We start from the raw sequence: 21,402 nt of genomic DNA, 5'->3' as shown, positions 1-21,402 counted from the left end.
CTAGATCTTCTTGCGGTAGGCGCGCAACGCCAGCGGCATGAACAACACCACGAAGCCGGCGCACCAGGCCAGCGTCCACCACACGTGGGATCCGAGCGGGGCGCCGAGGAACAGGCCGCGTACCGACGCCACCAGGTGGGTCATCGGGTTGACGTCCACGAACGCCTGCATCCAGCCGGGCAGGGTGTCGGCGCCGACGAACACGTTGGACGCGAAGCTCAGCGGCATGATCAACGCGAACATCACCCCCTGCACGGCACCCGCGGTACGCACCTTCATCGACACGAGTACCGGCAGCCAGCTCAGGCAGAGCGCGAACAACACCGCGAGCAGACACCCGGCGATCGCCCGGAACGGGTCGGTTTCGATCCGGAAGCCCATCACGTAGCCGATCGCGAGGGTCGACACCGTGACGATCACGTACCGGACGACGTCGCCGAGGACCGCGCCGACCAGAGGTGCGGAGCGGGGGATCGGCAACGACCGGAACCGGTCGAAGATGCCCTTGGCGATGTCGGTGTTCAGGTTGACGCCGATCGCGATGGCACCGGTGGCGATGGTCTGCGCCAGGATGCCGGGCAGCAGGAACTGCAGGTAGTCGTGGGTTGATCCGGCGACCGCGCCGCCGAAGACGTACACGAAGATGATGAGGAACAGCACCGGTTGCAGGGTGACGTCGATGAGCGCCTCGGGCGTACGCCAGGTCTTGATGAGGCTGCGCCTGGCGAGCGCCAACGAGTGCCGGACCAGCCGGAACGGTCGCGGGTTCGGGGTGGTCGTCGAGAGCACCCGGTTCCTGGTGGGTGGTGCGTCGATCAGAGTGCTCATGCCGCGACCTCCGTGGGGCGGGTGGTGTCGTCTTCGGACGCCGTACGCCCGGTGAGGGTGAAGAACACCTCGTCGAGGCTCGGCAGGTGCAGGGAGAGTTCGGTGACCGCGATGCCGGCGGAGGCGAACCGCGCCACGCTCTCGGTCAGCGCCGCGTCGTCGGTGACCGGCACCGCGAGCACGCCCTTGCGGACCTCGTCGGCCTGCGCGCCGGAGCCGACCTGGGTCAGGATCGCGGCGGTCCGGGGCAGGTGCGCCACATCGGCCGGGCGCACCTCCAGGGTCTGCCCGCCGACGACCCGCTTGAGCCCTTCGGGCGTGTCGTGCGCGATGACCCGACCGTGGTCGATCACCGTGATCGCGTCGGCGAGCGCGTCGGCCTCCTCCAGGTACTGCGTGGTGAGCAGCACCGTCGAGCCGTTGCCGACAAGCGAGCGGACCACGTCCCACATGTCCTCGCGCTTGGCCGGGTCGAGGCCGGTCGTCGGCTCGTCCAGGAAGATCACGTCGGGGGAGCCGACGAGGCTGGCGGCCAGGTCCAACCGTCGCCGCATGCCGCCGGAGTACGTCTTGGCCGGCCGGTTCGCGGCGTCGGTCAGGTCGAACCACTCGAGCAGCTCGGCGGCGCGCTTGCGGGCGCCGGTGCGCCCCAACTCCAGCAGGGTGCCGAACAGCTCCAGGTTCTGCCGCCCGGTCAGATCCTCGTCGACCGAGGCGTACTGGCCGGTGAGGCCGATGCTCTGCCGAACGCGCTCGGCGTCCCGGACCACGTCGAAACCGCCGATCCGCGCGGTTCCGCCGTCCGGGGCCAGCAGGGTGGAGAGGATGCGTACGGCGGTGGTCTTGCCGGCGCCGTTGGGGCCGAGCACCCCGAGCACCGTCCCGCGGGGTACGGCGAGGTCCACGCCCTGCAGCGCCCTCGTCTTCCCGAAGTTCTTCACGAGGCCCTCGGCCTCGATCACCAGATCAGCTGTCATGCGCCCAGCCTGCACGGGCCAGCTGACACCGCCCCGACACGCCACCGACACCGGCTGACACCGGCAGCAGGTGGGTCCGTGGCCCGCGCGCGATGATCGACTCGACTTTCGCGAGGTCGCGGTATCCACCCGCCCACGACACCCCGACATCAAGAAAACCGAGTCGATCAAGCTGCGTGGGCACGGACCAGGGTCAGGCCGCCGGACCGTCCGTGTTCCGGATCATCTGCCGGAGCACCTTCAGGGCCGTCACGTAGTCGGCGTCGTCGATCCCGTGGTGGATTCGAGCGCGGATCGCCGGAGCGTGCTGCTTCATGGTGAGGCGAGCCGCCTCGCCCGCCTCGGTGATCCACAGTCGCTCCTGACCGTCCCGGGTGAGCCAACCCCGATCCAGCAGAACGCCGGCCTCGGCCTCCAGATCGTCCTCGGACCTCAGGTAGGTGCTCATCGCCATCTCGAGCTCCCGAATGGTCATGCCGTGACCGTCGGGTGAGATGTCGTTGCCCGACAGGTTGCGAAGCAACCAGAACTGGGGCTGGGTGAAGCCGAACTCGGCGTGCCGGGCCCGCGTGAAGGCGATGAGTGCCTCGTAGGCCACGCCGGTCCAGTACGCGGCAGGCTGGGTCGCGAGTTCGACGTCGGACAGGCGCTGGGTTGCCACGGGTGCCTCCTGGGAGTGTTCGACTGAGCGTGACCCTAGAAGCTCACGTCAGGTTGAGGTCAATGAGTGACCCGGCTGTCCCCGTCCCGGCGCAGGCCGTTCTCGCGGCCCACGGCCGGCGACGGCGTCGCGAGGGTCGTAGTCAGGTTTGCGTTGTGTGTAGGTTGCGGACGTGACAAGAAGCGAGCGAATCGCGGACCAGCTGGACCGGCACTGGCAGAACAACCTGCGGCCGCGGCTGCACGGTCTTGCCGATGAGGAGTACTTCTGGGAGCCGGTGCGTGGCTGCTGGAGCATCCGTCCACGTGGCACGTCGGCCGCACCGATGTCGGCAGGTTCGGGGGAATGGATGATGGACTCCGCGTCCCCTGACCCGATGCCGGCGCCGGTGACCACGATTGCCTGGCGGCTGGCGCACATCATCGTCTCCTGCCTGGGTTATCGGGTCGAATGGCACTTCGGCGGCCAGGAGGCCGACTCTCTCGCCTACGCGGGGACCGCTGACGAGGCGCTGAAACAGCTCGACGAGATGTATGGGCGATGGGACGCGGGGGTCCGCGAGCTCTCGGACGCCGACCTGGAGAATCCGCCCACGGTGGGTCCCGAGCGGTTTCCCCTGGAGGGCATCGTCCTGCACGTCAACAGGGAGCTGATCCATCACGGCGCCGAGATTTCCCTGCTGCGCGACCTCTACCGCTGGCAGGACGGAGCGTGACGCTCCGTTGGGCGATTGTCTACAGGTAAGGAGGGCCCGATGGGCCGCACGGTGTTGAGCATGAGCGTGTCGTTGGACGGCTTCGCCGCCGGCCCCGACGTCAGCGCCGAACAACCGATGGGCAGAGGCGGCGAGCGGCTGCACGGGTGGCTGTTCCAGGCTGACGGGGATCGCGCGGTGGCGGCTGACGGCGTCACCCCGGTCGGGGTCGATGCCGCCCAGGTACGAGAGCGTCATGCCACGACCGGTGCCGTGGTGATCGGCAAACGGACGTTCGATGTCGGTGTGGACCTGTGGCAGGACACCCCGTTCCCGGTGCCGTGCTTCGTGGTCACTCGCGAGTCGCGCGACCCGTTGCGGATGAACAGCGACGTCTTCACGTTCGTGAACGACGGGCTCCACAGCACGATCCGCCAGGCTCGGCATGCCGCAGGCGACCGGAATGTCCTCATCATGGGCGGGCCCACCACCGGACGACAGTTCGTCAAGGCCGGGCTGGTGGACGAGATCCACGTCCAACTCGTACCGGTGTTGCTCGGTACCGGCACGCGCCTGTTCGACCGCCTCGGCACCGACCACATCGAACTCGAACGCACCGCGGTGATCGAGTCACCACACGTCACGCACCTGCGCTTCCACGTCCCGAGGTGACCGCTCGGCGTCGGCCGGCCCGCAGTGCGGACTCGACTTCCGCCCGTACAGCCCGGCCGCGCTTGCACGGCCGCACCGATGGTCGAAGTCGCGATATGCTGGCGGCGGCAGAGCGCCTGCCCGTGCCCGATGTGGTGGCCCACGCCCGACCGCATGCTGGGGCCAAGAGTCTCCGACTCCGCGCCGCTGTGTCGACTCCCGGCGTGCCAGCCACGCCGCCTGCTCGGTGGAGTGCGTGGGGCTGCACCGGAGGCGTCATGTCTGATCACCAACCACGGCGGACCCCAACCCCGGGCCGTGCCCGCAAGCGCGCCATCCGGGAGCACGCCGCCCAGACCGGTGTCGCCTACTCGGTGGCTGCCCGCCACCTTGAGACGGTGGGTCTGCGACCCGGTGAAACCCTCGCCACGTACGGGCGGACGATCTATCCGATCGGGTTCGACCCGCATCGCCAACTGCTCGTCGAACGCCGTGAGCGGCGGTCGTTCGAGGAGCGGGTGTCCGACACTCGGCGGGCCGCGACCCTGCCGTACGGTCGCGCGCAGCACCTCGTCGAGCGGTTCCCGCCCAGCCGTGGGCGTACCGGCAGCGGGGTGGGGCCGCTCTATCACGGCGAGGGCCGCGGGGAACTGTTCGCGATGCTGTACCTCGTGATCGCGACCGAGTCGCCGGGGCTGCTACCCGAGGTGGGGGACCTGGCCTGGATCGCGGAGTTGGGCGAGGACACCGCGCTCGACACGGCCTGCGCCGAGGTCGACCGCGAGGCCCGCCGGCTGCTCGATCGGGAGTCCCTGGCGCTCTGGCCGGTCATCGAGACGGCGCTGGCCGTCGCCGAGCACACCGCGGACTGGCAGATCCGCCAGGAAGCGATCCGGCAGGGCGCGCTCCTCCGCACGATGATGACGCCGCGGCTCGGGTACGCCGGCGAGCCGTACGTGCCGGGGCTGCCCGTCGCCGGTGTCCGGCAGATCCTCGACGCGCTGCTCATCGTCGCCGACGACGGACATGCGCCGGGCACCCGGGTACGTCTGCGCAGGCTGCCGGACGACGCGGGGTTGGCCACGATCATCGGGGCCACGTGGGGGTCGTCGGGGCCTCCGGTGGGTTATCTCGTGTGGGCCGACGCGGGGACGGCGCCCCTGTCGGCCCGCGCCGACGACCTGATTGTCCTGGCCGACCAGGAGTCGCTTCCCCGGTGAGCGCGGGCCTGGCTGGGTCGGCTAGCTGAGGTGGATCAGGTAGTCCAGCTCAACTCGGTCAGCCCGCATCACGATGTGCGCCACCTCGGCTACCCAGTCGTCGACGTAGGTCTGTCTGATGATGACGATTACGGGCACTCCACCAGGGATGCGCAGCGCCTCGATTTCGTCCGGGGTTGGCATCCTCCAGGAGGGGCGTTCGCGAATGCTCGTGATCGTGTGCCCCAGGCTGTAGAGCTGCGACGTGTTGCCGCCGGGCCAAGGCTCGTTCTGCGGATCGGCAACCGGGGTGCCAGCGACCATGTCCATCAGCAGGCGTGAGACGGACATCTGCTGCGGCACGCCGTGGGTACGGAAGAGGAGGTGACGTTCGAGGAGCATGGTTCCTCGCTCCACCTTGAACAGATCGGCTACCGCTTCACTGGCTGGCACCTCCCGAAAGTCCGCATCCACGCTGTAGGCCGACCACGTCACCTGCTGGTCAGCCGTGAACGACGTGCCGAGTTCTCCGCTTCGGACCTGCTCCAGCTCCTTGCGGTACCGCTCTGAGGCCACTCGGCGCACCGGCACGATCGGACGTGCGTAGGTGCCACGTCCCACCTCCGTCAGCACCAGGCCTTCAGAACGCAGCAATGCCAAAGCCTCACGAACGGTTCCGCGGGCGACTGAGAAGTCAGCCATCAATGTCGACTCACTGGGTAGCAATGAGCCAGGTGGGATGAGGCCATCCTCGATGCGGCGGCGCAGCTCGTCGGCCACCTGACGGTATCGACGGGGCTGCTGGCGCGGGGTAGGCACGTTCGTCACCGTACTCCCGATCTTCCTGTGACTGGCTCCGTGCACACGACACGATGACAATCTGTCTAGACAGGGTGCACAGACAGGTTTTAAGATGGCAATGAGGCCGGCACGGAGAGTGACCTAGGGGTAGGCGCCCGTGCCGGTTTCTCAAGAGCCAGGGAAGGCCTCCGTGCGCCGATGGAAATGGTTCCAGAGACCTGATGAGCCGATCGATGTGGTCGCACGCGCCGCTGACCAGGCCGTAGCGTGCGGCCCTCCCGCGCCGCCCCGGGAACCGGAGAAGGCGACCACCCGGAGGCGGTTACTCAAGCGCCGCAACCAGCAGAGCGGCCGGCATGGTGCTTGAGCAGCCTCGCCCGGAACCCCCGTTCACCGTGATCATGGCCGGCTTTGTTGTCGACCTCCACAATCGCGGCACGTGCCCGCGCTGCCAGCCCGATGGCTGCCCGAAGCTGAGGGCTGCCGGGCTGGCGCTGGAGGTGTGGCGTGCAAGGAAGCCGCATGAAGACAGGTGACATGCTGCGGCTGGACCGAGCCGTCAGCGTTCAGTTCATGCGCCCCATCACCGTACGAGTCATCAGGGTGCTTGACTGGATCACCTACGACGGATGGGCCTGGATCGACTGCTAGCAGCTGGGTTTGAGCGGCGAGGCCGTCGCGCGACGCTCGCTGTTCATTCAGCCGGCGCGAGTCCAGTACGTATCGCCGGCACTGTTCCAGGGCCGCCAGGCACCACGGGCGCGGGCCGGCCGGGCTCCCACTCGGGGAGCCCGGCCGGTGCGGTCGGCGCCGGCGTAGTGCTGTCCGGAGCGCAGCGGGGGCGTGCTGCGGCAGGACAGCGACGGACGATGCGACCGCTCTCCGCGCGGTGGTCACCTGCTCAGCTCGGCAGGCGACCCCGCGTGGAGACGAAGTGATACGACATGACGGCGAACCCGGGGTCGCGCAGCAGCCGCCGGAAGGCGTGCAGTTGCTGGGGTGACAGCCCCGCGGCCAGCAGGTCGGGCTCCAACTGGCGGGAGTTGGTCTCGTAGAGCGACGTGCCGGTCGACCCGCCGGCCCAGCTCTGCGAGTGGGTGATGGTGTCCACGTCGGTCAGCCCGGCGAGGGCCATCTCGGTGTGCACGTCCTGCGCCCATCCGAGGTCGGCGCCGTGGTCCTCCAGGACACCCATCATGGCGTCCATGACCTGTGCGAAGAGCTTCGCGCCGTCGTCGGTCGGCGCGGTGAGCACCTGCTGCGGCGCGGTGCAGTCGAACTCCTCGACCACCAGCCACCCGCCGGGCGCGAGCGCGCCGGTGAGCGTGCGCAGGACCCGCCGCCGATCGGGGAGGTGCAGCAGGACAAGCCGGGCGTGGATCAGGTCGTACGCGTCCCCGGGTGGTGGTTCCGTGCGTACGTCGTGCCGGCGTACGTGCAGGTTGCCCTCCGCCGTGAGGTGCGTGGGGTCGATGTCGGTGGCCAGCACGTGGCCCTGGTCGCCTGTCGCGCGGGCGATCCGCCGGGCCATCGAGCCGCCGCCCGCCCCGACCTCCCAGCAGGTCGCGCCCGGTCGCAGCACCGGGCTGGCCAGGCGACGCGTCGTGATCGGGTCCAGGAAGGACTCCAGCGCGTGCATCTGGGGAACGGCGTCGGGTGCGCCGTTGTCGAACGTGTACGCGCCATCGCTCGTGGCGGTTGTCATTCGGTGTCTACCTCTCCGAGAAGGGTCGGGTGACTCGAGCGGGGTCGGGTGACTACGGGGTGTCGGCCCAGAGCCGAGGTGCCGCTCGGTTGGGTGGGGGTGCCGGGGCGGCGGCGACGCTCAACATCGCCGCGAGCGGCGCCGGATCGACGCGGGCCTCGGCCGTCGGTCGGTCGTAGACCACCCGGCCGTACTCCAGCACCGCCACCCGGTCCGCGATCTCGATCGCGTGCTGAAGTTGCTGCTCCACGAGCAGCACGGTCAGGCCGTCGGCGGCGAGACCGTTGACGAGTTCACGGACCCGCGCCGCCAGATCGGGCGAGAGGCCCTCACACGGTTCGTCGAGCAGCAGCACCCGTGGCTGGCCGAGGAGCGCACGGGCTATCGCCAGCATCTGTTGCTCGCCGCCGGATAGTTCGCAGCCGCGGTGTCGCAGCCGCGCCGCCAACCTCGGCAGCAGTTCGAGGGTGCGGGCCACCGTCCAGCCCTCGCCGCCGGGGGCGGCGGCCCGCCACGGCGCGGCCGCCAGGTGCAGGTGCTCGGCCACGGTCAGCCGGGAGAACACCCGTCGGCCCTGTGGGACGAGACCAACCCCGGACTGGGCGATGCGGTGTGGTTGCCGGCCGGCCACGTGCACACCGCCGATCTCGATGCGACCGCTGGAGGCTCGCACCAGCCCGGCGATCGTGTGCACGAGCGTGCTCTTGCCCGCCCCGTTGCGGCCCACCACGGCCTGGATGCTGCCCGGACGCACCCGCAGGCTGACCTCGTGCAGCACGATCCCTCCGCCGTAGCCGGCGCACAGCCGATCCACCGACAACATCAGGCCACCCCGTCGGCGTAGGCCTGCCGTACCAGCGGCGAGGAACGGATCTCGTCCGGCGTCCCGGCGGCCAACGTCCGACCGTCGCGCAGCACTGTCACCGTGTCGGAGAGGGCGTACACCAGGTCCAGTCGATGTTCGACAAGTAACACGGCGACCGCCCGGGGCAGCGCCTGGAGCAGTTCGACGAGCCGGCCGACCTCGACGGCGGACAACCCGGCCGCCGGTTCGTCGAGGAGCAGCAGGCGGGGGCGACCGGCAAGGGCCATCGCGATCTCCAACTGGCGTCGTTGCCCGTGTGCGAGGTGCCCGGCGGGCACCGCCGCGACGTCGGCGAGGCCCATCTGGTCCAGCAGCGGGCCCGCCCGGTGGTGCGCGCCGCGCCGGCGTGTGCCCGGCCACCAGCTGCGCTCAGGAATGACCCGCGGCAGCGCGGCCACCACGACGTTCTCCGTCGCGGTGAGCGTCGCGAAGACCGCAGGTCGTTGGTGTATGCGGTTGATACCCCGCCGGGCCCGGGCCGCCGGCCCGAGCCGACCGACGTCCCGTCCGGCGAAGCGCACAGTGCCGCGCTGTGGTCTCGTGGACCCGCCGATCACGTTGAGCAGGGTCGTCTTGCCGGCGCCGTTCGGGCCGATCAGCGCGTGCCGCTGGCCGTCGTGAACGCACAGGTCCACGCCGGCCAGCGCGGCGAGCGACCCGTACCGCACGCTGACGCCCTCGGCGCTGAGCAGGCAGGTCATCGGCGCAGCTCCGGGATCGTGGCCCGGTCCCGGGCGGGTGGCGCGTCCGACTGGTTCGACCTGGCACGCGGCGGGCGTAACCTGCCCCGGGCCCGGTTGACGCCGCCGGGCAGCAGGTAGACCGTCGCCACGAACAGCAACCCGAGCACCAGCGGCGCGTGGCCGGGCAGCACCCCGAACAACCAGTCCCGGACGGCGATGACCAGCGCGGCGCCCACCAGGGCGCCACCGACCGAGGCGGTGCCACCGATGACGACACCGAGCAGCAGCAGCGCTGACGTGTCGAAGCCGAAGTCGGCGGGGGAGATGTACTGCTGGGCGACGACCAGGAGCGAGCCGGCCGCACCGGCGATCGCCCCGGCGGCAACGTGCGCGCCGGAGACGTAGAGCGGCACCCGGTGACCGCTGGCCCGCAGCCGCGTCTCGTCGTCCCGGCCGGCGCGCAGCAGCAGCCCGGCCCGGGTACGCAGCAGCACCAGCACCGCGCCGACCAGCGTGGCCACGACGATTAGGGCGTACAGGTAACGCGCCTGGTCGCTGGCGAGCGGCGGGAGCCCCCAGAACGGGCGGACCGCGGGGATGCCGGCCAACCCGTCCGTGCCACCGGTCACCGACCGCCACCGGCCGAGGACGGTGACGACGAGTTCACCGATGGCCAGCGTGATCATCAGGACGATCACCCCCCGGGCGTGCACGACGAGGGGCACGGTGAGCGCGGCCAGCACCGCCCCGGCGGCCGCCGCGACGGCGAGCTGTACGACGCCGACGTCGGAGATCCGGCTGCCGACCACGGCGCACGCGTAGGCGCCGGCCGCGTACGGCGCGGTCTGGCCGAGGGTGGGCAGGCCGGCGACACCGGTGAGCAGGGCCACGCTCACCCCGACCAGGGCCAGCGCCAACGTCCGGGCGAGGATCGCCGTGGTGTAGTCGTCGACCACCCAGGGCGCCACGACCAGGCCGGCCAGGACGAGCGCCGCGACGGCGCCTCGCGCCCGCCGAATCACCTCGTCCCTCATGCCGCCCTCCAGCTGCCGGCCAGGCCCTGGGCCCGCACGGCCAGCACCGCCGCCATGGCGGCGAACAGCAGGAACGGCGCGGCGGACGGCAGCAGCGCCACTCCCAGCGTCTGGATCTCGCCGATCGCGAGCGCCGCCAGCAGGGTGCCCCCCATCGACCCGAGACCGCCGAGGACGACGACCACCAGGGACAGCAACAGGACGGTGTCGGCGGTGTCCGTGCCGGGGCCGATGATGGGCGCGCCCAGGACCCCGGCCGCACCCGCCAGCGCGCCGGCGCCGGCGAGCACGCCGGCGCGGATCCGCGCGGGACTCACGCCCAGACAGGCGACCATCTCCGGATCGTCGACGGCCGCCCGGACCAGCATCCCGGCCCTGGTGCGCCGCACCACGAGGTAGAGCGCGGCGGCGAGCACCGCCGCGACGACGATGAAGACCAACCGGTACGCGGCGTAGCGGTGCCCGGCGACCACCACCGACCCCTCCAGGGCGGCGGGCACCTGGACCTGCGGATCGTCGGGACCGAAGCCCGCGACGAGCAGGCTGCCGCCGGCCAGTGCCACCCCGAACGTCAACAGCGCCTGACTCAGGTGGTTACCGGCGGCGACCGGTGTGAGCAGGCCGGCCAGGAGCACACCCGCGGCGGCGGCGGCCAGCACACCGACGACCAGCGCCAACGCCAGGCTGGCCCAGCCACCGTCGAGCACCGCCGCGGCGGTGTACCCGCCGATCGCGTAGAGCAGGCCGTGCGCCAGGTTGAGGATGTTGGCGACGCCGAAGCAGAAGACCAGGCCCGACGCGGCGACGAACACGAGCAGCCCGTAGGCGACCCCGTCCAACGCTGGGATCAGGTACGGGTCGATCCGGTTCAGGCCGGCCGCCACCTCGGTCACCGGCCGACGGTCGCGAGGTCACCCACGACGGTGTTGGACAGCGCCCGGCCGTCCTGGCGGACCTGCCGCAGGTACCACTTCTGCACGGGGGAGTGCGTGGTGGTGGAGAACTGCCAGGTGCCGCGCGGGCTGGCGATCTGGCCGAGCTGACCGATGGCCGTGTTGATGGCCTCCGGAGTCGGGTTGCTCCCGGCCGCGCCGATCGCCCGGTCCAGCACGGACGCCGCGTCGTACGAGGCGAGCGCGTAGGTCGTCGGTGAACCGTCGTGCTTGGCCTTCCACGCCGCCACGAAGGCGCGGTTCTCCGCGTTGTCCAGGTCGGGCGAGTAGTTGAGCACCGAGAAGATGTCCCGGGCCGCCTCGCCCTGCGCGTTGAGCACGCCGCCCTCGGTGAGGAACCCGGCCGCGTACAGCGGGACGTCCTTGATCTCGGACTGTGCGTACTGCTTGACGAAGTCGACGGCGGCGCCGCCGGCGTAGAAGGTGTAGACGGCCGCCGCGCCGGAGGCCTTGATGCGGGCGAAGTACGGGGTGAAGTTGGTGGTGGCCGGGAACGGGGTGAAGGTGGTCTTGCCGTCGGCGTTGGCGAGCTTCCCGCCGATCTTCCCGAACGCGTCGGTGAAGCCCCGCAGCTCGTCCCAACCGCCCTGGTAGTCCGGGCCGATCGCGTACACCGAGCCCTGCACGTTGTCGCGGACGTGTTGGGCGATCGCCGCCCCGGGCTCGTCGGAGAGGTACGAGGTGTGCCAGACCCGGGAGACGTCCTTGAGTTCCGGTCGCCCGTTGGAACCGACAAGCGGCACCTTGGTCTCCTCGAGCAGGGGGGTGACTCCGGCGACCGAGCCGCCACCGACGATGCCGGTGAGCGCGGACACCCGGTCCTGCTTGAGTAGTTTGGTCGCCGCCGGGACCGCGGTCTGGGCGCCGTTGCCCTCGTCGGCGACGACGAGGTCAACCTGTCGACCGCCGAGTTTGCCGTCGTGGGTGTCCAGGTAGAGCTGGAAACCGTCGCGGATCTCCGTACCGACCGCCTGGTACGTCCCGGACAGCGACGCGAGCAGGCCGATCTTTATCGAGCCGCCGGCACTCGTGCCCGGCGCGTCGTCGCCGCAGGCCGTGCTGGCGGTGAGGACGACCGCCAGCAGCGCGGCGGTGAGGGCATGGCTACGCCGAAAGGTGATGTGAGGCATGTCTGAACTCCAGGGGAAGAGGGTCTCCGGCGTGGGGGCGCCGGGATGGTCAGCGGCTGCGGGCGAGTGCCGCCCGGGCCGCGGGGGTGAGAGCGTCCCCGATGCGGTTGGCCAGCTCGGTCATCTCGTAGGAGACCTTGCCCACGTCGCACTCCGGTGCGGCGAGCACCAGCAGCGAGGCGCCGTCGTTGAAGGCCATCGAGAACATGAAACCGCCCTCGAGCTGCGTGACGTTGGAGATCACCGCGCCGGCGTCGAAGAAAGCCGCCGCCCCGCGCAGCAGGCTGACCAGTCCGCTACCCGTCGCGGCCAACTGGTCGGCCCGGTCCGGGGGCAGGTCACGGGTGGCGGCCACCATCAGGCCGTCGCTGGAGATGGCGATCGCATGGCTGACCTCGGTCGCCCGCGCGGCGAAGCTGTCCAGCAGCCAGCCGAGGTCCTGTTGGTCGCTCACGTGCTCTCCTGTCGCGTCATTTGTTGCCGAGGTTGATCGGGGTGCGCCTGCGGTTCGCCACACCCCGCGCGTACGCGGCCATCGCCGTCGCCACCTGGGCCGGGTCGCGGTACTCGGACCGCTGTTGCTGTTGGGGCACGCTCACGCCGCCGGGCACGAGATGCCGTTGCGGCTCGCGTTTCGGCAGGCCGGACGTGGTGGTGACGGCGACTTCGGGGGCGTGCGCCTGGGCGGCGGTGTGCCAGGCGTCGTCGGCGGGGCTGGACCACTCTCGGTTGTCGTCGCCGTCGGCGGCATCCGTCTGGAACCAGTGGTTGACCTGTTCGAAGATGAGCAACTCCTCGGTGGGCGCGTCACCCCGGTCCGGGGGCGCGGGAGTCGGTCGGAACACCGGCGCCGCCGGCAGGGTCCGCTCGGCCGGAGGGCGTCCGGCGGTGGGCTCGGGACGCGGCTGGTACGGCGGCGGGCTGGCCGTCCGCGCCGCCCGTCGCGAGAGGCGGCCGGGCGCGAGCAGGTACTCCTCCGGTGGCAGCGACCGGATGATCGCCGCGGGGAGCGTCGCCTCGGCGAGGGTGCCGCGTCGGGGGCCACGTCGCAGTTGGACGGTGGCGCCCAGCCGGGCCGCGAGCTGACCCACGACGACCAGCCCCATCGCCCGTACGGCCGCCACGTCGATGGCCGGCGGGCGGGCCAGGAGTTCGTTGAGCTGCTGCATCCGCTGTGGGGACAACCCCATGCCCTCGTCGCTGATCTGGACGATGACGCGGTCACCCAGGCTCCGACCGCTCACCCACGTCTCGCTGCCCGGTGGCGAGTACGTCGTGGCGTTGTCCATGAGTTCGGCGAGCAGGTGCACGACCTCGTCGACGGTCTTCGCCGCCACGGCGACGTCCCCGTCGATCATGCCGAGCCGGATCCGCGCGTAGTGCTCGATCTGGGACAGCGCCGCCTGGAGCACCTGTTGCAGCGGGACGTCGCGCTGGCGTACGCGACCGACACCGACGCCGCCGAGCACGAGCAGGCTGGCGTTGATCCGTCCCATCCGGGTCGCCAGGTTGTCCAACGTGTACAGCTGGTGGAGCCGGTCGGGATCGGTCTCGTCCCGTTCGACAAGGTCGACCTGGGCCAGCACGGCGTCGACGAGTCGCTGTTCGCGGCGGCTCAGGTGGATGAAGATGTCGGCGGTGTTGGCGCGCATGACGGCCTGCTCGGCGGCGGTTTGCACGGCGGCCTGGTGCACCGCGCTGAACGCCTGGCCCAGCTCGCCGATCTCGTCGTCGCTCGACGGTTCGAGGGCGGCCGAGGCCTGTTGGCGGGCCAGCTTGTGCGGGTCGACGGCGGCGCTGCCCGGCTGCTGGAGCTGCGCCACCACGGCGGGGAGCTGTTCGAATGCCACGGCGTTTGCCGCGTCCCGTAGGCGACGTAGCCGCCGGGTGATCTGCCGGGCGACGGCCCAGGTCACCAGCGCGGTGAGGAGCAGTGCCAGCAGGACGCCGACCGCCTCGGCCACGGCCCGGCGGCGCTGGTCGGCGTGTGCGGCCCGGACGTCGTCGCGGACCGCGGCGTCGACCCGTCCGCGCAGGTCGGCCAGGCGGGCGGCACGCGCCTGGGTGGTGGACACCCACCCGGCGGTCTCCAGTTGCAGTCGTGACCCCGGCTGGGCCCGCGACACCTCGTCCTGCATCCGTTGCAGGGCGAGCGCCTCCTTGCCGGTGCCGGCCTGCTCCCACCAGACGCTCCACTCGGGCGGGGCGAGGGCCAGGAACGACAGGCTCGACTCGGTGTAGCTGGTCCGGGCCGCGGTGATGTCCTGTTGCATGGCGGGGGTGAGTTCGCCGCCCGCGACCGCGCGCAGCACGGCAACCTGCTGTTGGCCGATCGCCTCCGCCGTCTTCGACAGGGCCGCCGAGGCGCGGATCCCGTCGGCGAGCGTGGCGTTGACCACGCCGTGCGAGATGTTCTCCCGAAAGCTGATCAGGTCGGCGATCGCGATCCGGTAGCTGAAGGTCATCGCCGACACCGAGGCGTGCGCCGCCGTGCGTACCTGGGTGCGCAGCGGGGCGAGGCTGTCCAGGGCCGCGTCGATGCGGCGCAGGAGCGCGCGGTTGGTGTCGGTATCGGCGGACAGCCGGTCCCGCTGTGCGCGATAGCGCGCGACGGCGTCGTCGGTGGCGGCCAGTTCCACGCCGAAGGTGTCCTGCTGCTCCGGCGTGGGGTAGGTGAGCAGGTCGGCGGCGGCGATGCGTTCGCGTTGCAGCCGGTAGGCCAGGTCACCGGCCTCCGCGCCGACCTGTGCCAGGATCTGCAGGTCGCCGGCACGCACGGTCTGGCGTGCGCTCTCGGTCAGCGCGAGACCGGCGAAGCCGATCACGGCGACGAGTGGTGCCGCGACGATGAGGCGCATCCGCCCGGCTATCTTCCAGCCGCGTCGGCGGGTCGGGTAGGGTCTGGCCGCGTGGGACCGGGTGCTCGACGCCAAGATTGACTCCCACGACTCGTCGATGACGGTCTATCCGCACGTTGCCGAATGCAAGTCCCATTCGGCCGGAAGCCGCGCTCGTAGACCAGACCTGGCCGTGGTACAAACTGCCCGTACCAGCATCTGTACCCAACGTCAGCGGCCGGTGACACCGCGAGACCGATCCGGATCGGTACGGTCAGCGCTGGTCGTCGAGGGGGTCCACCCGGGAGGGTCGCCGCTCCGCGTCGTCCGGGCCGGATGGGCCGTTGAGCACCTGACCGATCAGCTCACGCAGCTCGTCGATCGCGTCCACCACGGCGCCCGGGTCGCGCGCGTCGCGCCGGGCGCGCTGGCGCGGCACCGGCTGATCCCGCCGCACTGGTTCCGGGGCGCGGGGGCCGCGGCGGCCGTCGGCCGCCAACTGCTCGGCGGCCACCTGTGGCCACAGCACCGCGAGTCGGCCGCCGGTGCCGAGCACGTCGTCGCAGCGCAGCGCGAACTCGTGACTGCCGAACCGGCGACCCGACTCGACCGCCGCCACCGTCTCCCGGCTGAACCGCACCAGATCCGCCAGGGCCCGTTGGGTCAGCCCCCGTCGAACCCGGCAGTTGCGCAGTTCCCAGCGGAACCGTTCGCTGGCCGCAGAGGGAGCAGAACTCGACGGGGACGTGTGCTCCATGCGCTCACCTTCGTGGCTACGGGAAATCAGCAGCGGACGCCAGATCGAGATTCGCCGATGAGCTGAACATTCATAGAGGGCAATTCTTAACCCAGGACGCGATGGGTGTGAAGACGTTCACCGACATGGATCGTCCAGCAAAGCGGAAAGGTGCGTGTCGGGGCCGAGCTGCGCCGGGTGGTGGGGCAGGCGTCGCCGCCCTGCCCGCACTCGGTTCGCCAGCAGGCGAGCCTGCTGGCGCACCCGCACGGTCAGGCGGCGGCCACTTCGGTGGTCGCCGCACCGCGCGTCGCCGGAACGTCGGCGGGTGCCATGATATCGATTACCGCGAGCAGTGTGTGGTGGGCGCGAAACGCGACATTGGCCTTGTACGAGCGCTGTTGCGCAGTCGCCAGGCGGAGGCCGGGAATGGCTTCGGTGAGTCTGGTGACGACGATCTCTGCCTCCAGCCGTGCCAATCCCGCGCCGATGCAGAAATGCGGGCCGTGGCCGAACGAGAGATGATTGCCCGCGTCCGTCCGGTCTGGATCGAACCGGTCCGGGTGGGTGAAGACCGCGGGGTCGCGGTTCGCCGCCCCGATCAGCAGCAGGCAGCGTGCCCCAGCGGGAATCGTCACCGTGCCCACTGTGACGTCTCGGCTGGTCACCCGCAGCCAGCCGTCGATGGCGGGCGCGAACCGCAGGGTCTCGGCCACGAACGCGGGGACAGCCCTCCGGCCGGCGGTGAGGTCCGACCAGTGCCGAGGATTGGACAGCGCCTGGTCGAGGGTGTGAGCGAGCAGGCCGGCGGTGGTCTCGTGGCCGGCGACCAGGAGGTTGAACGCGAGGCTCGCCACCTCCGGCACGGTCAGCACCGCGTCATCGTCGTCCCGGTAGGCCAGGGCGCGGCCGATGAAGTCGTCGCCCTGCTGCCCACCGTCCATGCGCTGGCGGACCAGATCCTCGCAGTAGTGCCAGAAGTCCAGCAGACCCTGCGCCAGGCGTACCTGCTCGGCCGGGTCCGGTTGCCCCCAGACGAGAGCGATCTGACCGTCCGCCCAACTCCGGATCCGCGCGATGTCGACGTCGGGCACCCCGAGGATGTCCAGGACCACCAGCAGGGGAAGCTCGGTGGCGAGCTCCGGGATCAGGTCGACCCGGTCGCCCTGGCGGGCGGCGAGCCGGGAGACCAGCTGGTCGACCCGTCGCCGGACGATCGCGCCGTACTCGGCCTCGACCCGCTCGGCGGTGTTCGCGAAGGTGGCCCGTAGGGCCCGGCGGGTACGGGGATGCACCGGTGGGTCGGCGGCGGCGGTGGTGGGTGGCGCGTCGAGTTGCATGAGCACGTTCATCGCCTCGGGGCAGACCTGGTACACCGGGGCGAGGGTGAGGGCGTTGGCGAACGTCGTGGCGTCGGCGAGGGCACGCCGGACGTCGGCGTGCCTGCTGATCAACCACAGGCCCAGATCCTCGGCGTAGTGCACGCCGGCGGGGTCGTCGAGAATTCGCCTCCACATGCTTGCCGGATCGGTGAGATAAACTCCGGCGAACGGATTCAACCGCATGGAACGCCTCCTGGTGAACGCGGCGCGAAAACCGGCAGCGCCTCCATTCGGCGATCCACTTCAGTCGGGCCGATAATGGCGCTCATCTGCCTCTGGCTCTTTACGGTGCGCTGAGCGGCTGCGCAAGTCAAGATTGGCCGGCATCTATTTATTGCCGGGCATAATTGCGTGTTGCAATGGACGGCTGAGTTCGGCCGGATGCAAGTTGCGGCTCGGTCCTTGCCGCCGGTCAGGTCTGCTCGGCAGGCCGCCCCGGGGTCGGCGACAACGAGACGATCAGGGACGGCTGCCGCGGACAACCGACCAGGACCGATTGTCGAACCGATCCGCCGCTCTCCCTCATGACCGGAGAAACGACCTCCCGGTCGGCAGGTGACGCCCGTGTCCGGTGGTCTGCCCGTACCGGTGCCAGCGGCCCGCGCGTCGCGGGAGGCTTCCAGCCAGGCCGGAACCTCCCGCGACGTCCTACCGTGACGAGGTGGTCAGGGCGCCCACGGAGTGGCGATGGCCCAGGTGCTGTCCGCGGTCCACAACGTCGGTGTGTTGTACGCGTCGCCGCCGGTGCCGTTGCTGAGCCAGATCTCCGAGTTGTAGTGCCGCAGATACCTGCCCCGGAAGTTGTAGGACTCGAGCGACACACCCGTGCCGGTCAGTCCGACACGCGCGCACCAGGTGGCGTCGGCCCGCAGGAGCGCCGAGCCGTCGTCCGGTGAGTTGCGGACCCGGGAGTTCTGGTGCCGCAGGTACTGCCCGGGGAAGTTGACCGATTCGAACGAGTAGCAGCCGGCATCGGCCAGTCCGGCCCGGATCGTGTACGTGGCGTCGGCCTTGAGCGGCCCGGGGCTCGCGGCGTCGACCACGTCGGTGTAGGCCAGGCTGTCCCGGTGGCGCAGGTAGCGGTTGGTGAAGCCGGGCGTGGTCACCTGCAACGACCGTCGGGTGTTGACCGGCAGGGCGACCGGCGCCGAGCTGCCGATGGTCTTCGAGGCGTTGATCAGGGCGGTGTTGGCGGCGCGGACGCGCGCCTGGTCCATCTTGACGACCTGCCGGTCGTAGGTGAGGAAACCGTTCAGCTCGCCCTCCAGATCGGTGATCTCGGTGTAGATCGAGGCGCTGAGCCCCTTGCCGATCATCAGGTTCTGGCTGCCCTGCACCAGGCCCACGTACCGGTCCGTGAGCGCGCTCGAACTGGTCTGCCACTCGTAGGCGAAGAAGCCGCCGCTCGGGCTGTACTCGTGGCCCGGGGTGTGCAGGCCCAGGCCGCCGAACTCACCGAGCACGGCGATCCGGTTGCTCGACGGCACGGGGGAGTCCGGCCCGAGGTAGACGTGCCAGTCGTCGATGTCACCGTTGCCGGGGTTGCCGAGGGACTGGCAGCAGTTGTGGCCGCTGTGCGGGTTCACCAGGCGGGTCGGGTCCTGGTTCTTGATGTTCTGCGCGACCCGCCGGGTGTCGGCGAGCGATCGCTCGCCCCAGCCCTCGTTGTAGGGCGTGTACGCGATCACGGCGGGCGAGCTGCGGTGCTCGTCAACGATCTCGCGTGCCTCGGTCTCGAACTGCGCCTGCTGGGCGTCGGTGGGGTCGATGTCCTGCGCGGTCAGCGACGGGATGTCCTGCCAGACAAGCAGACCGAGGCGGTCCGCGTGGTAGAACCAGCGCTGCGGTTCGACCTTGATGTGCTTGCGCACCATGTTGAAGCCGAGATCCTTGTGCTTCTGCAGGTCGAAGGCGAGGGCGGCGTCGGTCGGGGCGGTGTAGAGCCCGTCCGGCCAGAAGCCCTGGTCGAGGGTGCCGACCTGGAACACGAACTGGCCGTTGAGCTTGGGGCGCAGCACCCCGTTGACCAGACCGGTGGTGATCTCCCGCATGCCGAAGTAGTGCGTCGTGCGGTCCACTGTGGCGCCAGCGGCGGTGCGCAGGGTCACCCGGAGGTTGTAGAGGAACGGGTCGTCGGGTGACCAGCGGCGCGCGTTCGGCACCGGAACGCTGAACTCGGTGAAGCCGCCGGTGGCCGAACCGACCACGGTGCTCCCGCTCAGCGCCTCGGCGAGCACGCTGTGCCCGCTCACGTCGCCCCGCGTGAAGACCCGCACCCGCAACGTGTTGTTGCCCAGGTTCGGGTAGACGTCCACGCTGCTGATGGAGGCGGTGGGCACCGGCTCCATCCACACCGTCTGCCAGATGCCCGAGCTGGGGGTGTAGAAGATCCCGCTGGGCTGCTTCGTCTGCTTGCCGATGGCCGGCAGGCTGCCGTTCTGTCGGGTGTCGGTGGGGTCCCAGACCTTGACGACGATCTCGTTCGTGCCGGCGGTGAGCTGGGGCGTCACGTCGAAGGTGAAGGCGTCGTAGCCGCCGGTGTGCGCGCCGACCCGGACGCCGTTGACCCAGACGGTGCTCTGCCAGTCGACGGCGCCGAAGTGCAGCAGGGTTCGCCGACCCGACCAGTTCGCCGGGATGGTGACGGTGCGCCGGTAGAACAGGTAGTTGCGGTTGTCGTTTGCGGCCCGCTGGATGCCGGAGAGGGCGCTCTCCACCGGAAAGGGCACGTTGACCCGCTCGGGCAGGTTGGTGCCGAACTGCGGGGCGTCGTCGGTGGCCGACTGGCGTAGCTGCCACTCGCCGTTGAGGTTGAGCCAGTCCGGTCGGGTCATCTGGGGGCGCGGGTACTCGGGCAGTGGTGTGCCGGCCAGGGCCTGGCTGGTCCAGGGGGTGGTCAGTGGCGGCGTCTTGGCCGGTGCGGCGTGCGCCGGCCGGGTTGGCGCGGCGAGAACGCCGACGACCAGGGCGAGGATGAGCAGCAGCGGCAGGGCGGGGCGGATGGGGACCTGACGAGTCATGCCGTCTCCGAGGGGCGAGTCGCCGCGGGCGGTGCAGCCAGGCCCGAAGCGCGTGGGTGGTGGGCATCGGGTGGTCACTGACGAGGGACGGGCGTCACCGACGGATGCCGGTGGGATCTCCACGCGCCGCCGCCGACAGGCGCATCGACATCCGTCATTGCTTGTACAACGTTATAGAGCCGCGACGGTCCTGCCGTCAACGCCTCCGCGGCAATGTGAGATCCATAGCCTCGGTGGTACGACCCAGAGAGGATGGCCCGCTAGATCCATATCTCTCAATATGATGACCGCTATCTCGAATGGGGTGCGCTCACGAGGCGTGCCATCCTGATGCGGAGGAATGCATGGTTCGCTGGCGTACCCTCACTGGCCTGTTGGCCACCGCGTTGGCCGCGGTGACCGCGGCCAGCCTCACTCTCACCGCGCCGGCCGCGGCGGCCGACAACCCCATGACGCCGAACGTCGTCGGCGGCACCCGCGCCGCTCAGGGTGAGTTCCCGTTCATGGTGCGGCTCTCGATGGGTTGCGGCGGGGCGCTGTACAGCGCCCGGCTGGTGCTCACCGCGGCACACTGCGTGGGCTCGACCGGCACCAACACCAGCATCACCGCGACGCTCGGGACGGTCGACCTCCAGTCGTCCAGCCGGATCACCGTCCGGTCCAACTACGTCTACCGTGCTCCCGGCTACAACGGCGCCGGCCGGGACTGGGCGCTCATCCGGCTGGCCACCCCGGTCACCGGGCTGAGCACGCTGCCGGTCGCCGGCACGACCGCCTACGACAGCGGCACCTTCACCATCTCCGGCTGGGGCGCCGCGCGTGAGGGCGGCGGGCAGCAGCGGTACCTGCTCAAGGCAACCGTCCCGTTCGTCAGCGACTCCACCTGCAACGCCAACTACGGCGGTGACCTCATCCCCGCGCAGGAGATCTGCGCCGGCTACGCCAGCGGCGGCACTGACACCTGCCAGGGCGACTCGGGCGGCCCGATGTTCCGCCGCGACGCCGCCAACGCCTGGATCCAGGTCGGGATCGTCAGTTGGGGCAACGGCTGCGCCCGGCCCAACTACCCGGGCGTCTACACCCAGGTGAGCTACTTCGCCTCGTCGATCGCCTCCGCCGCGGCGAGCCTCGGCGGCTGACCGTACGACCGCTCGGGCGGCCCGGACGACGGTGTCCGGGCCGCCCGTCGTGCCGTCACCGGGGTGGGCGGCGAGTGGGCCGCCCGACAGATTCGGCGGGCCGTGCG

At 70.6% G+C, this 21,402-nt stretch carries 20 protein-coding genes; 5 read left to right on the top strand and 15 right to left on the bottom strand.

What is annotated here, in order from left to right:
• The 3 genes from ABZU25_RS22485 to ABZU25_RS22475 all read right to left on the bottom strand — a co-directional run bounded on the left by ABZU25_RS22485 (position 1) and on the right by ABZU25_RS22475 (position 2,466).
• The gene (locus ABZU25_RS22485) at positions 1 to 828 is read right to left on the bottom strand and encodes an ABC transporter permease (RefSeq protein ID WP_355031320.1); all 828 of its coding nucleotides are present in this window, start codon (positions 826 to 828) and stop codon (positions 1 to 3) included.
• Complete coding sequence (locus ABZU25_RS22480) at positions 825 to 1,805, bottom strand: ATP-binding cassette domain-containing protein (protein ID WP_355031319.1); 981 nt, start codon at positions 1,803 to 1,805, stop codon at positions 825 to 827. The genes ABZU25_RS22485 and ABZU25_RS22480 overlap by 4 nt, the downstream gene beginning before the upstream one ends.
• 193 nt (positions 1,806 to 1,998) lie before the next feature.
• Entirely contained in the window at positions 1,999 to 2,466 is a 468-nt protein-coding gene (locus tag ABZU25_RS22475; protein ID WP_355031318.1) for a MarR family winged helix-turn-helix transcriptional regulator, read from the bottom strand.
• A gap of 172 nt (positions 2,467 to 2,638) precedes the next feature.
• On the opposite strand from ABZU25_RS22475, the gene ABZU25_RS22470 reads away from it, so the two are divergent.
• The 3 genes from ABZU25_RS22470 to ABZU25_RS22460 all read left to right on the top strand — a co-directional run bounded on the left by ABZU25_RS22470 (position 2,639) and on the right by ABZU25_RS22460 (position 5,031).
• A complete protein-coding gene (locus tag ABZU25_RS22470) occupies positions 2,639 to 3,181 on the top strand; it encodes a DinB family protein (RefSeq protein ID WP_355031317.1) in 543 nt (180 codons plus the stop codon).
• A 39-nt stretch (positions 3,182 to 3,220) separates the two neighbouring features.
• Positions 3,221 to 3,832: a dihydrofolate reductase family protein gene (locus tag ABZU25_RS22465; protein ID WP_355031316.1), complete on the top strand. Its 612-nt coding sequence runs from the start codon at positions 3,221 to 3,223 to the stop codon at positions 3,830 to 3,832.
• A gap of 257 nt (positions 3,833 to 4,089) precedes the next feature.
• Positions 4,090 to 5,031 carry a hypothetical protein gene (locus ABZU25_RS22460; protein WP_355031315.1) on the top strand — a complete coding sequence of 314 codons (942 nt, stop codon included), beginning with the start codon at positions 4,090 to 4,092 and terminating at the stop codon, positions 5,029 to 5,031.
• A 21-nt stretch (positions 5,032 to 5,052) separates the two neighbouring features.
• On the opposite strand, the gene ABZU25_RS22455 is transcribed toward ABZU25_RS22460, so the two are convergent.
• Positions 5,053 to 5,790 (bottom strand): GntR family transcriptional regulator, encoded by a 738-nt coding sequence (locus ABZU25_RS22455; protein WP_355031314.1) that lies wholly within the window; start codon positions 5,788 to 5,790, stop codon positions 5,053 to 5,055.
• A 543-nt stretch (positions 5,791 to 6,333) separates the two neighbouring features.
• Here ABZU25_RS22455 and ABZU25_RS22450 point away from each other — a divergent pair.
• Positions 6,334 to 6,462 (top strand): hypothetical protein, encoded by a 129-nt coding sequence (locus tag ABZU25_RS22450; protein ID WP_355031354.1) that lies wholly within the window; start codon positions 6,334 to 6,336, stop codon positions 6,460 to 6,462.
• Positions 6,463 to 6,712: 250 nt separating this feature from the next.
• Here ABZU25_RS22450 and ABZU25_RS22445 read toward each other — a convergent pair whose 3' ends face one another.
• The 11 genes from ABZU25_RS22445 to ABZU25_RS22395 form a co-directional block, all read right to left on the bottom strand.
• The gene (locus tag ABZU25_RS22445) at positions 6,713 to 7,516 is read right to left on the bottom strand and encodes a methyltransferase domain-containing protein (RefSeq protein WP_355031313.1); all 804 of its coding nucleotides are present in this window, start codon (positions 7,514 to 7,516) and stop codon (positions 6,713 to 6,715) included.
• Positions 7,517 to 7,568: 52 nt separating this feature from the next.
• Positions 7,569 to 8,339: an ABC transporter ATP-binding protein gene (locus ABZU25_RS22440; RefSeq protein ID WP_355031312.1), complete on the bottom strand. Its 771-nt coding sequence runs from the start codon at positions 8,337 to 8,339 to the stop codon at positions 7,569 to 7,571.
• Positions 8,339 to 9,082, bottom strand: a complete 744-nt coding sequence (locus tag ABZU25_RS22435) for an ABC transporter ATP-binding protein (RefSeq protein ID WP_355031311.1) — start codon at positions 9,080 to 9,082, stop codon at positions 8,339 to 8,341. The genes ABZU25_RS22440 and ABZU25_RS22435 overlap by 1 nt, the downstream gene beginning before the upstream one ends.
• Positions 9,079 to 10,098: a branched-chain amino acid ABC transporter permease gene (locus ABZU25_RS22430; protein ID WP_355031310.1), complete on the bottom strand. Its 1,020-nt coding sequence runs from the start codon at positions 10,096 to 10,098 to the stop codon at positions 9,079 to 9,081. The genes ABZU25_RS22435 and ABZU25_RS22430 overlap by 4 nt, the downstream gene beginning before the upstream one ends.
• Positions 10,095 to 10,991 (bottom strand): branched-chain amino acid ABC transporter permease, encoded by an 897-nt coding sequence (locus ABZU25_RS22425; RefSeq protein WP_355031309.1) that lies wholly within the window; start codon positions 10,989 to 10,991, stop codon positions 10,095 to 10,097. The genes ABZU25_RS22430 and ABZU25_RS22425 overlap by 4 nt, the downstream gene beginning before the upstream one ends.
• Positions 10,988 to 12,181 (bottom strand): ABC transporter substrate-binding protein, encoded by a 1,194-nt coding sequence (locus ABZU25_RS22420; protein ID WP_355031308.1) that lies wholly within the window; start codon positions 12,179 to 12,181, stop codon positions 10,988 to 10,990. Before ABZU25_RS22420 ends, ABZU25_RS22425 begins: the two co-directional genes overlap by 4 nt.
• A 49-nt stretch (positions 12,182 to 12,230) precedes the next feature.
• A complete protein-coding gene (locus ABZU25_RS22415) occupies positions 12,231 to 12,635 on the bottom strand; it encodes a roadblock/LC7 domain-containing protein (RefSeq protein WP_203174378.1) in 405 nt (134 codons plus the stop codon).
• 16 nt (positions 12,636 to 12,651) lie between these two features.
• Positions 12,652 to 15,039, bottom strand: a complete 2,388-nt coding sequence (locus ABZU25_RS22410; protein ID WP_355031307.1) for a nitrate- and nitrite sensing domain-containing protein — start codon at positions 15,037 to 15,039, stop codon at positions 12,652 to 12,654.
• 253 nt (positions 15,040 to 15,292) lie between these two features.
• Positions 15,293 to 15,775, bottom strand: coding sequence for a helix-turn-helix transcriptional regulator (locus ABZU25_RS22405; protein WP_355031306.1), 483 nt, complete (start codon positions 15,773 to 15,775; stop codon positions 15,293 to 15,295).
• A gap of 251 nt (positions 15,776 to 16,026) precedes the next feature.
• Positions 16,027 to 17,319: a cytochrome P450 gene (locus tag ABZU25_RS22400; protein WP_355031305.1), complete on the bottom strand. Its 1,293-nt coding sequence runs from the start codon at positions 17,317 to 17,319 to the stop codon at positions 16,027 to 16,029.
• Positions 17,320 to 17,801: 482 nt separating this feature from the next.
• Entirely contained in the window at positions 17,802 to 20,156 is a 2,355-nt protein-coding gene (locus ABZU25_RS22395; RefSeq protein ID WP_355031304.1) for an AbfB domain-containing protein, read from the bottom strand.
• A 344-nt stretch (positions 20,157 to 20,500) separates the two neighbouring features.
• Here ABZU25_RS22395 and ABZU25_RS22390 point away from each other — a divergent pair, with 344 nt between their 5' ends.
• A complete protein-coding gene (locus ABZU25_RS22390; protein WP_355031303.1) occupies positions 20,501 to 21,295 on the top strand; it encodes a serine protease in 795 nt (264 codons plus the stop codon).
• The last annotated feature ends 107 nt before the right edge of the window (positions 21,296 to 21,402 follow it).

This window comes from Micromonospora sp. NPDC005215 (assembly GCF_040607915.1).
GTDB lineage: Bacteria > Actinomycetota > Actinomycetes > Mycobacteriales > Micromonosporaceae > Micromonospora.
The sequence above is the reverse complement of the archived record's forward strand: the minus strand, read 5'-3'. Positions and strand labels throughout refer to the sequence as shown.